Source organism: Pseudomonas sp. AN-B15 (assembly GCF_019056475.1).
Classification (GTDB): domain Bacteria; phylum Pseudomonadota; class Gammaproteobacteria; order Pseudomonadales; family Pseudomonadaceae; genus Aquipseudomonas; species Aquipseudomonas parakoreensis.
In genome coordinates this window covers 1,796,838-1,810,017 of the sequence record NZ_CP049737.1, presented here as the reverse complement: position 1 = coordinate 1,810,017, position 13,180 = coordinate 1,796,838, and the positions used below count along the sequence as shown (strand labels likewise).

Below are 13,180 nucleotides of genomic sequence, written 5' to 3'. Positions count from 1 at the left end.
AAACACAGCGAGAGGAGGTGCAGCGAAGCAAACCGTAGGCGCTGCCCCCCGGATGAATCCCGCAGCGAAGGAACCCGAGCCTAAGCGAGGGCCGAACGTCAGGGTAAAGCCTTTTTGGTTACTTTTGAGGCGTTTGTCAAAAGTGACCCGCCGTAAGGGCGGAACCCTAAGCCGCCGTTACCGCAGCAACGGATATGTACTCATAACCACCAACCACGAAGGCCCAAGTCCGATAACCGCCCACAAAAAATGCCCCGATCTCTCAACCAGGGCATTCCACTCAAACCATGTGACCAGATCTTAGTGCGAAACCGCCCCACTCGCCCCCAACCCCGTCTGCGAACGCACAAATTGCGGGAAGAACAGCGCCCGCTCGTTCTCGGCCGCCGCCGACTTGTCGGTGATCGAGAAGAACCAGATACCGATGAACGCAATGATCATCGAAAACAACGCCGGGTACTCGTAAGGGAAGATCGCCTTCTCGTGATGCAGAATCTGCACCCAGATGGTCGGGCCGAGGATCATCAGACCCACCGCACTCACCAGCCCCAACCAGCCACCGACCATCGCGCCGCGGGTCGTCAGCTTCTTCCAGTACATCGAAAGCAACAGCACCGGGAAGTTGCAGCTCGCCGCAATCGAGAACGCCAGGCCGACCATGAACGCGATGTTCTGGCTTTCGAACAGGATGCCCAGACCAATCGCCAGCACACCCAGGGCGATGGTGGTGATCTTCGACACGCGAATCTCATCCTTGTCGTTGGCCTTGCCCTTCTTGATCACACTGGCATACAGGTCGTGAGACACCGCCGAAGCACCGGCCAGGGTCAGACCGGCCACCACCGCCAGAATGGTCGCGAACGCCACCGCCGAGATGAAGCCGAGGAAAATACTGCCACCCACTGCGTCAGCCAGGTGCACCGCCGCCATGTTGTTGCCGCCGAGCAGAGCGCCCGCTGCATCCTTGAAGGCCGGGTTGGTGCTGACCAGCAGGATCGCGCCGAAGCCGATGATGAAGGTCAGGATGTAGAAGTAGCCAATGAAGCCGGTGGCATACAGCACGCTCTTGCGCGCTTCTTTCGCGTCACTCACGGTGAAGAAGCGCATCAGGATGTGTGGCAGGCCAGCAGTACCGAACATCAGTGCCAGGCCCAGGGAGAACGCCGAAATCGGGTCTTTCACCAGACCGCCCGGGCTCATGATCGCCTCACCTTTGGGGTGAACCTTGATCGCCTCGGAGAACAGCATGTTGAAGTCGAAGTTGACGTGCTTCATCACCATCAGCGCCATGAACGAAGCACCGGACAGCAACAGCACCGCCTTGATGATCTGCACCCAGGTGGTCGCCAGCATGCCGCCGAACAGCACGTAGAGGCACATCAGGATACCGACCAGAATCACCGCCACGTAGTAGTCGAGGCCGAACAGCAGCTGGATCAGCTTGCCGGCACCGACCATTTGCGCGATCAGGTAGAACGCCACCACCACCAGCGAACCGCAGGCAGACAGCGTGCGGATCTGGGTTTGCCCGAGGCGGTAGGACGCCACGTCGGCAAAGGTGTATTTACCCAGGTTACGCAGACGCTCGGCGATCAGGAACAGAATGATCGGCCAGCCCACCAGGAAGCCGATCGAGTAGATCAGGCCATCGTAGCCAGAGGTGAACACCAGCGCGGAAATCCCCAGGAAGGACGCCGCCGACATGTAGTCGCCGGCAATCGCCAGACCATTCTGAAAGCCGGTGATCTTGCCGCCCGCGGCGTAGTAGTCGGCAGCCGACTTGTTGCGCTTGGACGCCCAGTAGGTGATGCACAGGGTCGCACCGACGAACACCACGAACATGGCGATCGCGGAAACGTTGAGCGGTTGTTTGTGGACTTCGCCGGTCAAGGCGTCAGCAGCCCAGACAGCCGGAGCGAATGCTGCGATGCTCAAAAGAGCCAGTAGACACCGGATCATTGCTGAGCCTCCTTGAGAATCGCATTGTTCAGGTCGTCAAACTCGCCATTGGCGCGTCGCACGTAGATACCGGTCAGGACGAAGGCCGAGACAATCAGCCCGACACCGATCGGAATGCCCCAGGTAATCGAAGACCCGGGGCTGAGTTTCGCGCCGAGCACTTGCGGCCCGTAAGCAATCAACAGGATGAATCCGGAATACAGCCCGAGCATGATCGCCGAGAGTATCCAGGCGAATTTTTCTCTTTTTCTCACCAGCTCCTTGAAGCGCGGGCTGTTTTGAATCGAGAGGTAAATGCTGTCGTTCATTGTTTTTATCCTCGCAGCACAGATTATTGTTGGAACGTATCCACTGTATGCGGCTGCGGAACGGCTTCCAGACGACCTTAGTATTAGAACGACATGACGTTTTCGCCAATTTTCGGACGCTAATTAGCCGAAAGAATTGGAAAGCGGCTTTGAAACAGCCGTAAACCCTGCAAGACGGGACTTGTCGCTGGAAATAAATGTGGGAGCGAGCTTGCTCGCGAAGGCGTCGTATCAGTCAACATTTCTGTCAACTGTTACACCGCTTTCGCGAGCAAGCTCGCTCCCACAGGGGTCAGGCGTTGTTGGTACTTTTATTTGGTCCAGTCAGCCACGCGGTCCGGGTGCTTGGCGACCCAATCCTTGGCCGCCGCGTCAGGCTTGGCGCCATCCTGAATGGCCAGCATGACTTCGCCGATCTCGTCTTTCGACGCCCACTGGAAGTTTTTCAAGAACTTGGCCACTTCCGGTGCCTTGGTAGCCAATTCTTTGCTACCGATGCTGTTTACGGTTTCAGCCGCGCCATACACGCCTTTCGGGTCGTCAAGGAAGCGCAGTTTCCACTTGGCGAACATCCAGTGCGGCACCCAACCGGTGACGGCAATCGATTCGTTCTTCTTCTCGGCACGGGTCAGCTCGGCAATCATGCCGGCGCCGGAACTGGCCTTGAGGGTGTATTTGTCCAGACCGTAATCCTTGATCGCCTGATCGGTCTTGAGCATCACGCCCGAGCCGGCATCGATGCCGACGATGCGGTTCTTGAAGCTGTCATCGGTCTTGAGGTCTTCGATCGATTTCGCCTTGACGTACTCCGGCACGATCAGGCCGATTTTCGCATCCTTGAAGTTCGGGCCGTAATCGACGACCAGATCCTTGTTCTTCGCCCAGTATTCGCCATGGGTCACCGGCAACCAGGCCGAGAGCATCGCATCGAGTTTGCCGGTGGCCACGCCCTGCCACATGATCCCGGTGGCGACGGCTTGCAGCTTCACGTCATAGCCGAGTTTCTGCTTGATCACCTCGGCCGCCACGTGGGTGGTCGCGACGCTGTCGGACCAGCCGTCAACGTAACCGATGTTCAGGGTCTGTTTTTCAGCGCTGGCGAATGTGGAACTCATCGCAAGCACCAGAGCGGCACCTGCGCCTAAAAGTCGTCGCATCTTCATCGTTTACTTCCCCGAAATGCTGCGCCCGACGGATGCCGGGCATCGTCAACGTATTGTTATGGTGCACAGCGCCCCCATCACGCCTGACCGTAAACTCGTCCGAACATCAGTCGTCTTTTCTATAAGGGTACTGACGCTTTCGATCATCGGCCTGACGCCAAACGCGACCTGCTCTGTCAGCGACCTCAATACACCGAGAAACGACATCAGAAGGCCATTAATCACCACTGAATAATTGGCGCCAGACAATCCGCCCGAACTTTGCATGTGCAAATCATGCAGGCCACCAACCCGCGGATAAATGCAGGTAACATGCGTCGCTTTGCAGCCACTCGGCCTGACCATGTCCGCAACCTCCCGCTTCCCGCTTGTTCCTTATCTCTTTGCCTGCCTGCTCGGCCTGTCGGCCCTCGGTGGCTTCTGGTACGGCCTCGGCAAACCGGTGATTCTGCCGGATGCCGCGACCCCGACGCACAAGTTGCAATGCGCCTCCTACACGCCGTTCGACAAGGATCAGTCGCCGTTCGACGTGCCGTTCAAACTGCGCCCGGAGCGCATGGATGCCGACCTCGCCCTGCTGGCGACGCGTTTCGAATGCATCCGCACCTACTCGATGACCGGCCTCGAAGCCCTGCCGGATCTGGCGCGCAAGCACGGTTTGAAGCTGATGATCGGCGCCTGGGTCAACAGCAACCCGGTGGACACCGCAAAAGAAGTCGACCTGCTGATTGCTTCGGCCAACGCCAACCCGGATGTGATCAGCGCAGTCATCGTCGGCAACGAAGCCTTGCTGCGCAAGGAAGTCACCGGCGCGCAACTGGCGAAGCTGATCAACAAGGTCAAAAGCCAGGTCAAGCAACCGGTCACCTATGCCGATGTCTGGGAGTTCTGGCTCAAGCACCCGGAAGTCGCGCCGGCGGTGGATTTCCTGACCATTCACTTGCTGCCGTACTGGGAAGACGATCCGTCGAACATCGACGTCGCCCTGCAACATGTGGCGGATGTACGTCAGGTGTTCGGCAACAAATTCGCGCCCAAAGACGTGATGATCGGCGAGACCGGCTGGCCCAGCGAAGGTCGCCAGCGCGAAACCGCCCTGCCGAGCCGGGTCAACGAGGCCAAGTTCATTCGTGGTTTTGTCGCGATGGCCGAAAAGGAAGGCTGGCACTACAACTTGATCGAAGCGTTCGACCAGCCATGGAAGCGTGGCAGCGAAGGTGCAGTCGGCGGTTACTGGGGCCTGTTCGATGCCGATCGCCAGGACAAGGGCGTGCTCGCCGGGCCGGTGAGCAATGTGCCGTACTGGAAAGCATGGCTGGGCGTCGGCGGACTGATTTTCCTCGGCACCCTGCTACTCGGCGGCCGAGTGCGCACCACCCGATCGGCATTGATCCTGCCGCTGCTCGGTGCGCTGGCCGCCTGTTCGATCGGCGCCTGGGGCGATCTGGCGCGAGTGACCACGCGGTTTGCCAGCGAATGGCTGTGGGTCGGCTTGCTGACCGTATTGAATCTGTTGGTGCTGGCACATGCCGCGCTGAGCCTGAGCGCCCGCCAGGGTTGGCGTGAACGCGCGTTCAGTCTGCTGGAACGCCGCGCCGGATGGCTGGTTGCCGTGGCCGGTTTTGCGGCAGCGGTGATGATGCTGGAGATGGTTTTTGACGCACGCTATCGCAGCTTTGCCAGCATGGCGTTCATTCTGCCGGCGCTGGTGTATGTGTGCCGCCCGGTCAGCGTGCCGCGCCGGGAAATCGCCCTGCTGACCTTTATCATCGGCGCCGGCATTGCGCCGCAGCTGTATGAAGAAGGCTTGTTGAATCAGCAGGCGTGGGGCTGGGCGCTGGTCAGCGGGTTGATGGTCGCTGCGTTGTGGCGCTGTCTGCGGGTTCGCGGTCGCTGATTAGACAGCAAGATCAAAAGATCGCAGCCTTCGGCAGCTCCTACAGGGTTCACTGCCCCTTGCAGGAGCTGCCGAAGGCTGCGATCTTTTTCTGTCAGGCGCTGCGGGATGCCCGGACCAGCCGCAATCCGGCAATCACCACCGCAAACACCGCCAGCGTCGTGTTGTACAACGCCAGCGCCGGCAACCCGAACACCAGCGCCAGCACCGCCAGCCACCACCCTGCCCGCCCCGGCAGCACAAAACCCAGCAGCGCTGCACCCAGCGCGGTCCAGCCCAACACCTTGAAGTGAATCATCAGTCCCAGGTTCGAGCGCACCGCGCATTCCCAGCGGCTCGCCTCATCGACGCAGATGCCGACCCACTGCCCATCCTCCATGAAGCCATAACGCGCGCCATAACTGGCGGCCAGCCACAGCGGCAACAGCACGAGCAATAGAATCACGGGCAAGCGGCGGGACATGAATCTCTCCAATCAACGAAATCGGCGGCCAGCTTAATCTGCCCGCACGCATTGGCAAGCACTAACAACTGTTAACTGGTCATCCGCGCCTTGCAGAGTGTATCGTCCAGCTACTATTACTCCGAATTCTGCCTGTTTGGTGCCGAGGCATGGCACTTTGGCGCAAGCCCGGTGGTCATAGCCTGCGAACTTCATTCGGCACCTTCCTTTAAGGGATCCAGTCATGCTCCGTTCCTTGCGCTTCGCCGCGCTGTTCAGCGGCCTTATTCTGAGTGCGTCCGCACTGGCGGTGGATATCGATGCCGCCAGTTATGGCTATCCCCTGACCAACCCGTTCGAGGCGACCATCGCCACGACGCCGCCGGACCTGCGTCCGGAATTGCCGTCGAACGACGAGATCAATCAGTCCGACCACAGCATCACCCTGCGCCCGGAACGGGCCTTCATCCTCCCGGACAACTTCTGGCCGGTGAAAAAACTCACCTACCGTATCGCCGAGCAGGACAAACCGGCGCCGCTGATCTTCCTGATCGCCGGCACCGGTGCGCGTTATGACAGTTCGCTCAATGAGTACCTGAAGAAGCTTTATTACAAGGCCGGCTACAACGTCGTGCAGTTGTCGTCGCCAACCAGCTTCGACTTCATCAGCGCCGCTTCACGCTTCGCCACCCCGGGCATCACCAAGGAAGACGCCGAAGACATGTACCGGGTGATGCAGGCCGTGCGCGCGCAACATCCGAAACTGCCGGTCACCGAGTACTACCTCAGCGGCTACAGCCTTGGCGCGCTGGATGCCGCGTTCGTCGCGCACCTGGACGAGACCCGACGCAGTTTCAACTTCAAGAAAGTCTTGCTGCTCAACCCGCCGGTCAACCTCTACACGTCCATCAGCAACCTCGACAAGCTGGTACAGACCGAGGTGAAGGGCATCAACAACAGCACCACTTTCTATGAACTGGTGCTGAACAAGCTGACCCGCTACTTCCAGCAGAAAGGCTACATCGACCTCAACGACGCCCTGCTCTACGACTTCCAGCAGTCCAAACAGCACCTGACCAACGAGCAGATGGCGATGCTGATCGGCACCTCGTTCCGCTTCTCGGCCGCCGACATTGCCTTCACCTCCGACCTGATCAACCGTCGGGGCCTGATCACTCCGCCGAAATTCCCGATCACCGAGGGCACCAGCCTCACGCCGTTTCTCAAGCGTGCGCTGCAATGCGACTTCGACTGCTACCTGACCGAACAGGTGATCCCGATGTGGCGCGCCCGTACCGACGGCGGCAGCCTGCTGCAACTGATCGACCAGGTCAGCCTGTACGCACTCAAGGATTACCTGCATGACAGCCCGAAAATCGCCGTCATGCACAACGCTGACGACGTGATCCTCGGCCCTGGCGACCTGGGTTTCCTGCGCAAGACCTTCGGCGATCGCCTGACTGTTTACCCACTGGGCGGCCATTGCGGCAACCTTAACTACCGCGTCAACAGCGACGCCATGCTGGAGTTCTTCCGTGGCTAAATATCTCCTGCTGATTGCAGCGCTCCTCAGTGCAGGCGTGGCCCAGGCCGACAACAGCAAAGCCAACGCGCCAGTGGTGGTCGACAGCGACGGCTTCAAGGAGCCGCTGTCCAAACTCAAGTTCAACCCGGGGCTGGACCAACGCGAGTTCGAACGCTCGACACTCAACGCGCTCAACGTCTATGACCCGCTGGAGTCGTGGAACCGCCGCGTCTACCACTTCAATTACCGCTTCGACCAATGGGTGTTCCTGCCGGTGGTCGACGGTTATCGCTATGTGACGCCGAGCTTCCTGCGCACCGGGGTGAGCAACTTCTTCAACAACCTCGGCGATGTGCCAAACCTGGTCAACAGCCTGCTGCAGTTCAAGGGCAAGCGTTCGATGGAAACCACCGCGCGCCTGTTGCTCAACACCACCATCGGCATTGCCGGCCTGTGGGACCCGGCGACCGCCATGGGCCTGCCGCGCCAGAGCGAAGACTTCGGTCAGACCCTGGGTTTCTACGGCGTACCGGGCGGCGCCTACTTCGTCTTGCCGATTCTCGGCCCGTCGAACATCCGCGACACCGCCGGCCTGGCCGTGGACTACACCGCCGAATCGGCGATCAACTACCTGAACGTGTCGAAAGTCAGCGAAAACCACCCGGAAATCTGGGCCCTGCGTGCAGTCGACAAGCGCTACCAGACCAACTTCCGCTACGGCCAGATGAACTCGCCGTTCGAGTACGAGAAAGTGCGCTACGTCTACACCGAGTCGCGCAAGCTGCAGATTGCCGAGTAACTTCAGCGGCAACAAAAAAGGGCCATTCGATGCGAGTCGAATGGCCCTTTTTCATGGATCACTGAAATCCAGTGTGGGAGCGAGCCTGCTCGCGAATGCGGTGCATCAGACCCGAAAGGGGTGACTGACTCGACGCCTTCGCGAGCAGGGGTGATGGGTTTATCCCTTGATCGCACGCCAGATTTTGCCCACGACCGACACCACCGCCAGCACTGCCGCGCCCGCGATAATCCCCGCTACGCCATTGAGCAACACAGGCACGGCAAACCCGGCACTGCCAGCCGCTGCGCCGACACTTTCAATCCAGTGATGAACCACCGGGATGCCGTGGGTCAGGATGCCGCCACCGACGAGGAACATCGCCGCTGTACCGATCACCGACAGGCCTTTCATCATGTACGGCGCGGCGCGCAGGATCGCATTGCCGATGCTTTTTGCTGCCGAGCCGGATTTCTGCGTCAGCCACAGACCGAGGTCGTCGAGTTTGACGATGCCGGCCACCAGACCATAAACGCCCACGGTCATGACGATGGCGATGCCCGACATCACGATCACTTGCTGGGTCAGCGAAGCGTCGGCCACGGTGCCGAGGGTAATGGCGATGATTTCTGCGGAGAGGATAAAGTCGGTGCGGATTGCGCCTTTGATCTTGTCCTTCTCGTAGGCCACCAGATCGGTGCTCGGCTCGGCCACTGCCGCGCTCAGTTGCGCATGCTCGGCGTCATCTTCGGCCTTGCTGTGCAGGAACTTGTGCGCGAGTTTCTCGAAGCCTTCGAAACACAGGTACGCGCCGCCGACCATCAGCAGCGGCGTCACCAGCCACGGCACAAATGCGCTGATCGCCAGCGCCGACGGCACCAGAATCAGTTTGTTGACGAACGAGCCCTTGGCCACCGCCCAGACCACGGGAATTTCCCGCTCGGCGCGAACCCCGGAGACTTGCTGGGCATTGAGCGCCAGATCATCGCCGAGTACCCCGGCGGTCTTCTTCGCGGCCATTTTGCTCATCAACGCCACGTCATCCAGAACGGTGGCAATATCGTCGATCAGCACCAGCAAACTGCTTCCTGCCATGAATCGTGTTTCCTTATGTGAATAATGCCGCGCAGCATACCGCGACTGCGGGCCACACGGGGCATTCTTGAGCCATGCGCGAGGCCGGTGCTACCATGCGCAACCGCCAGAACAGGCAAGGAACCACCGGGTTTATGAGCACAATCCGCGAGCGCAACAAAGAACTGATCCTGCGTGCCGCCAGTGAGGAATTCGCCGACAAGGGCTTCGCTGCGACCAAAACCAGCGACATCGCCGCCAAGGCAGGATTGCCCAAGCCCAACGTCTACTACTACTTCAAGTCCAAGGAAAACCTCTACCGCGAGGTGCTGGAAAGCATCATCGTGCCGATCCTGCAGGCCTCGACCCCGTTCAACCCGGACGGCGTGCCGAGCGAAGTGCTCAGCGGCTACATCCGCTCGAAGATCCGCATCTCCCGCGACCTGCCCTTCGCCTCCAAAGTGTTCGCCAGCGAAATCATGCACGGCGCCCCGCACCTGAGCGCCGACCTGGTCGAGCAGCTCAACAGCCAGGCCAAGCACAACATCGACTGCATCCAGAGCTGGATCGACCGCGGCCAGATCGCCCCGCTCGACCCCAACCACCTGATGTTCAGCATCTGGGCCGCGACCCAGACCTACGCCGACTTCGACTGGCAGATTTCTGCGGTGACGGGAAAGGACAAGCTGGACGAGGCGGATTACGAGGCGGCGGCGCAGACAATTATCCGGTTGGTGTTGAAGGGGTGCGAGCCGGACTGATAGACCGCGGTGACTGCTTCGCGAGCAAGCTCGCTCCCACAGGGATTTGTGAACGCCGCAGATCCAATGTGGGAGCGAGCTTGCTCGCGAATGGAGCGACCAGGTTTGACTGTCAGACCCAAATGGCATCCCACAGCGGATAGTCGCCAAGCTTCTGCACTAAACCTGCCCGCAATGGGTTGGCCACGACATATCGCGCTATTTTCACCAGATCCTCCTCTCGCCGTAGTGCCCTATCGTGAAATCCCTGCTGCCATAGGCTGCCTTCTCTATTCGCAGCCAGATTCACTGCCCGCGCGCTTAAGGATTTTGTCCGTTGCATCAGGTCACTCAAGGAACCTCGCTTCAAATCGATCAACCAATGGAAGTGGTCAGGCATAACCACCCACGCCAAAGAGTTGGCAAAGCCCTGCTCTTGGGCGCTTCGAAATTGGGCAACGACCAACCTGCCTAACGCAAAATCGCGGAAAACGGGTTCGCGATTTAGCGTATTGGCAGTCAGCAGATAAATTCGGTTGAGCTCGTCGTAACGACCAAAGCGCAAGCGATGTGAAGCGGACAGTTTCGGCATTCCTTTGCCCCTTTCAAGAGATGACTTGAAAGGTTAGATCTGCACACGGGGAGGAAGCGTCAAGACTGTTAGCCAGATGTGTCCGTTGAATCGCCTTCGCGAGCAAGCTCGCTCCCACAGGAGATTTGAGGTGTTCACACTTTATGTGTCAGAACACAAACCTGTGGGAGCGAGCTTGCTCGCGAAAACTTCAGTTCAGACGCTACAAAATCAAGCAGCCACCCCCGCATCCGCCCTCAACTCCAACGCCTCCACAGCCCTGATCGCGACCTGCTCGTCAATATCCGACAGATCACCGCTGATCCCGATCGCGCCCAGCACATTTCCCGCCTGATCACGAATCAACACTCCGCCCGGCGCAGGCACGACGCTGCCCTGGCCCATGCTGTTGAGTGCGGCGATGAACGCCGGGCGTTGTTGCGCATCCAGTGCCAGCAGGCGTGAGCCCTTGCCCAGGGCGATGGCGCCCCAGGCTTTGCCGATGGCGATGTTCGGGCGCAGCAGGCTGGCACCGTCTTCGCGTTGCAGGGTGATCAGGTGGCCGCCGGTGTCGAGTACCGCGATGGTCAGCGGCGCGGCGTTGATCCCGCGCCCGGTAGTGATGGCCTGTTCGACCAGGTTGACTGCGACTTTCAAGGTTAAAGCGCTCATGGTGCCGTCCTCATTTTGTTATTGGGAAAGTCGTGGAACTGCGCGTTTGTGCCGCAGCCCGATGCCACAAATAGAACACAATGAATTATTTTTTTGTATACAATAATTCTCGAAAAGCGCCACATGCGACGAAAAGCCACAGTAAAAATGGCTTCCGACGAATGAAACAGACGCTTGAGAAAATGGATTGACCTGCGCCGTCCGCCGTGAATACACTCTGCGCAAAGCCACTTGTATACAATTACAAAACGTAAAGAGGCACAAAACCATGAGCAAAATGAGAGCAATCGAAGCCGCCGTTCTGGTGATGCGCCGTGAAGGGGTTGATACCGCTTTTGGCATTCCGGGTGCAGCGATCAACCCGCTGTACTCCGCACTGAAAAAAGTCGGTGGCATCGATCACGTCCTCGCTCGCCACGTCGAAGGCGCGTCGCACATGGCCGAGGGGTACACCCGCACAAAGGCCGGCAACATCGGCGTGTGCTTCGGTACGTCCGGCCCGGCCGGCACCGACATGGTCACCGGGCTCTACAGCGCCTCGGCCGACTCGATTCCGATCCTCTGCATTACCGGCCAGGCACCCCGCGCCCGTATGCACAAGGAAGACTTCCAGGCGGTCGACATCACCAGCATCGTCAAGCCCGTCACCAAGTGGGCGACCACCGTTCTGGAGCCGGGCCAGGTACCTTACGCGTTCCAGAAAGCCTTCTACGAAATGCGCTCCGGCCGTCCAGGCCCGGTGCTGATCGACCTGCCGTTCGACGTGCAGATGGCTGAAATCGAATTCGACATTGACGCTTACCAGCCACTGCCGCTGGCCAAACCGACCGCGAGCCGCGTTCAGGTCGAAAAGGCGCTGGCGCTGCTGGATCAGGCCGAGCGTCCATTGCTGGTAGCCGGTGGCGGCATCATCAACGCCGATGCCAGCGATCTGCTGGTGGAGTTCGCCGAGCTGACCGGTATTCCGGTGATCCCGACCCTGATGGGCTGGGGCACCATTCCTGACGATCACCCGCTGATGGTCGGCATGGTCGGTCTGCAGACGTCGCACCGTTACGGCAATGCGACGATGCTCAAATCCGATGTGGTGCTGGGCATCGGTAACCGTTGGGCCAACCGTCACACCGGTTCGGTCGACGTCTACACCGAAGGTCGCAAGTTCATTCACGTCGACATCGAAGGCACGCAGATCGGCCGTGTGTTCACCCCGGACCTGGGTATCGTCTCCGACGCTGCTGCCGCGCTGACCGTGTTCATCGAAGTCGCCCGCGAATGGCAAGCCGCCGGCAAGCTGAAAAACCGCAGTGCCTGGCTGCAGGATTGCCAGCAGCGCAAGGCCAGCCTGCAGCGCAAGACCCACTTCGACAACGTGCCGGTCAAGCCACAGCGCGTTTACGAAGAAATGAACCAGGTGTTCGGCAAAGACACCTGCTACGTCAGCACCATTGGTCTGTCGCAGATTGCCGGCGCGCAGTTCCTGCACGTCTACAAGCCGCGCCACTGGATCAACTGCGGTCAGGCCGGCCCGTTGGGCTGGACCATTCCGGCAGCGCTGGGCGTGGTCAAGGCCGATCCGAACCGTAAAGTCGTGGCCCTGTCGGGGGACTATGACTTCCAGTTCATGATCGAGGAGCTGGCGGTCGGCGCTCAGTTCAAACTGCCTTACATCCACGTCGTGGTGAACAACTCGTACCTGGGCCTGATCCGTCAGGCTCAGCGCGGGTTCGAAATGGACTACTGCGTGCAGCTGTCCTTCGATAACCTGAACGCGCCGGAACTCAACGGTTACGGTGTCGACCACGTCGCCGTCGCCGAAGGCCTGGGCTGTAAAGCGCTGCGTGTGTTCGAACCGGCGGACATCGCCCCTGCCCTGCGCAAGGCCGAAGAGCTGATCGAAGAGTTCAAGGTGCCGGTGATCGTCGAAATCATCCTGGAGCGTGTGACCAACATCTCCATGGGGACCGAGATCAACGCCGTCAACGAATTCGAAGACCTGGCGCTGGTCGGCAACGACGCGCCAACGGCGATTTCGCTGCTCGACTGATCTGCCG

Annotated in this window: 12 protein-coding genes; 5 read left to right on the top strand and 7 right to left on the bottom strand. The window is 59.7% G+C overall.

Going from position 1 to position 13,180, the window contains the following annotated elements:
* Positions 1-300 precede the first annotated feature (300 nt).
* From GTQ41_RS08355 to GTQ41_RS08345, 3 genes are all read right to left on the bottom strand, one after another.
* Entirely contained in the window at positions 301-1,959 is a 1,659-nt protein-coding gene (locus tag GTQ41_RS08355; protein WP_047292630.1) for a cation acetate symporter, read from the bottom strand.
* On the bottom strand, positions 1,956-2,267 hold the full coding sequence (locus GTQ41_RS08350) for a DUF485 domain-containing protein (protein ID WP_041072887.1): 312 nt from the start codon (positions 2,265-2,267) through the stop codon (positions 1,956-1,958). The genes GTQ41_RS08355 and GTQ41_RS08350 overlap by 4 nt, the downstream gene beginning before the upstream one ends.
* 311 nt (positions 2,268-2,578) lie before the next feature.
* On the bottom strand, positions 2,579-3,430 hold the full coding sequence (locus tag GTQ41_RS08345; protein WP_047292628.1) for a glycine betaine ABC transporter substrate-binding protein: 852 nt from the start codon (positions 3,428-3,430) through the stop codon (positions 2,579-2,581).
* Between the two features lie 301 nt (positions 3,431-3,731).
* On the opposite strand from GTQ41_RS08345, the gene GTQ41_RS08340 reads away from it, so the two are divergent.
* The gene (locus GTQ41_RS08340) at positions 3,732-5,327 is read left to right on the top strand and encodes a beta (1-6) glucans synthase (RefSeq protein ID WP_047292626.1); all 1,596 of its coding nucleotides are present in this window, start codon (positions 3,732-3,734) and stop codon (positions 5,325-5,327) included.
* 94 nt (positions 5,328-5,421) lie between these two features.
* On the opposite strand, the gene GTQ41_RS08335 is transcribed toward GTQ41_RS08340, so the two are convergent.
* Positions 5,422-5,790, bottom strand: a complete 369-nt coding sequence (locus GTQ41_RS08335; RefSeq protein ID WP_047292624.1) for a hypothetical protein — start codon at positions 5,788-5,790, stop codon at positions 5,422-5,424.
* Positions 5,791-6,013: 223 nt separating this feature from the next.
* On the opposite strand from GTQ41_RS08335, the gene GTQ41_RS08330 reads away from it, so the two are divergent.
* Positions 6,014-7,312: a serine/threonine protein kinase gene (locus tag GTQ41_RS08330; RefSeq protein ID WP_041072894.1), complete on the top strand. Its 1,299-nt coding sequence runs from the start codon at positions 6,014-6,016 to the stop codon at positions 7,310-7,312.
* Positions 7,305-8,093 carry a VacJ family lipoprotein gene (locus GTQ41_RS08325; protein WP_041072896.1) on the top strand — a complete coding sequence of 263 codons (789 nt, stop codon included), beginning with the start codon at positions 7,305-7,307 and terminating at the stop codon, positions 8,091-8,093. The genes GTQ41_RS08330 and GTQ41_RS08325 overlap by 8 nt, the downstream gene beginning before the upstream one ends.
* A 159-nt stretch (positions 8,094-8,252) precedes the next feature.
* Here the strand turns inward: GTQ41_RS08325 and GTQ41_RS08320 are convergent, their stop codons facing one another.
* On the bottom strand, positions 8,253-9,167 hold the full coding sequence (locus tag GTQ41_RS08320) for a DUF808 domain-containing protein (protein WP_047292621.1): 915 nt from the start codon (positions 9,165-9,167) through the stop codon (positions 8,253-8,255).
* Positions 9,168-9,301: 134 nt separating this feature from the next.
* Between GTQ41_RS08320 and GTQ41_RS08315 the strand changes: the two genes are divergently transcribed.
* The gene (locus GTQ41_RS08315) at positions 9,302-9,907 is read left to right on the top strand and encodes a TetR/AcrR family transcriptional regulator (protein ID WP_047292618.1); all 606 of its coding nucleotides are present in this window, start codon (positions 9,302-9,304) and stop codon (positions 9,905-9,907) included.
* 112 nt (positions 9,908-10,019) lie between these two features.
* On the opposite strand, the gene GTQ41_RS08310 is transcribed toward GTQ41_RS08315, so the two are convergent.
* Positions 10,020-10,478 (bottom strand): transposase, encoded by a 459-nt coding sequence (locus GTQ41_RS08310; RefSeq protein WP_047292616.1) that lies wholly within the window; start codon positions 10,476-10,478, stop codon positions 10,020-10,022.
* 210 nt (positions 10,479-10,688) lie between these two features.
* The gene (locus tag GTQ41_RS08305) at positions 10,689-11,129 is read right to left on the bottom strand and encodes a heme-binding protein (protein WP_047292613.1); all 441 of its coding nucleotides are present in this window, start codon (positions 11,127-11,129) and stop codon (positions 10,689-10,691) included.
* Positions 11,130-11,397: 268 nt separating this feature from the next.
* Here GTQ41_RS08305 and gcl point away from each other — a divergent pair, with 268 nt between their 5' ends.
* Positions 11,398-13,173 (top strand): glyoxylate carboligase, encoded by a 1,776-nt coding sequence (gene gcl / locus GTQ41_RS08300; RefSeq protein WP_217325480.1) that lies wholly within the window; start codon positions 11,398-11,400, stop codon positions 13,171-13,173.
* The last annotated feature ends 7 nt before the right edge of the window (positions 13,174-13,180 follow it).

Bases quoted from the DNA above. Each gene is read 5' to 3' on its own strand.
- GTQ41_RS08355 (WP_047292630.1), bottom strand. From the start codon at position 1,959: ATGATCCGGTGTCTACTGGCTCTTTTGAGCATCGCAGCATTCGCTCCG.
- GTQ41_RS08350 (WP_041072887.1), bottom strand. From the start codon at position 2,267: ATGAACGACAGCATTTACCTCTCGATTCAAAACAGCCCGCGCTTCAAG.
- GTQ41_RS08345 (WP_047292628.1), bottom strand. From the start codon at position 3,430: ATGAAGATGCGACGACTTTTAGGCGCAGGTGCCGCTCTGGTGCTTGCG.
- GTQ41_RS08340 (WP_047292626.1), top strand. From the start codon at position 3,732: ATGCAGGTAACATGCGTCGCTTTGCAGCCACTCGGCCTGACCATGTCC.
- GTQ41_RS08335 (WP_047292624.1), bottom strand. From the start codon at position 5,790: ATGTCCCGCCGCTTGCCCGTGATTCTATTGCTCGTGCTGTTGCCGCTG.
- GTQ41_RS08330 (WP_041072894.1), top strand. From the start codon at position 6,014: ATGCTCCGTTCCTTGCGCTTCGCCGCGCTGTTCAGCGGCCTTATTCTG.
- GTQ41_RS08320 (WP_047292621.1), bottom strand. From the start codon at position 9,167: ATGGCAGGAAGCAGTTTGCTGGTGCTGATCGACGATATTGCCACCGTT.
- GTQ41_RS08315 (WP_047292618.1), top strand. From the start codon at position 9,302: ATGAGCACAATCCGCGAGCGCAACAAAGAACTGATCCTGCGTGCCGCC.
- GTQ41_RS08310 (WP_047292616.1), bottom strand. From the start codon at position 10,478: ATGCCGAAACTGTCCGCTTCACATCGCTTGCGCTTTGGTCGTTACGAC.
- GTQ41_RS08305 (WP_047292613.1), bottom strand. From the start codon at position 11,129: ATGAGCGCTTTAACCTTGAAAGTCGCAGTCAACCTGGTCGAACAGGCC.
- gcl (WP_217325480.1), top strand. From the start codon at position 11,398: ATGAGCAAAATGAGAGCAATCGAAGCCGCCGTTCTGGTGATGCGCCGT.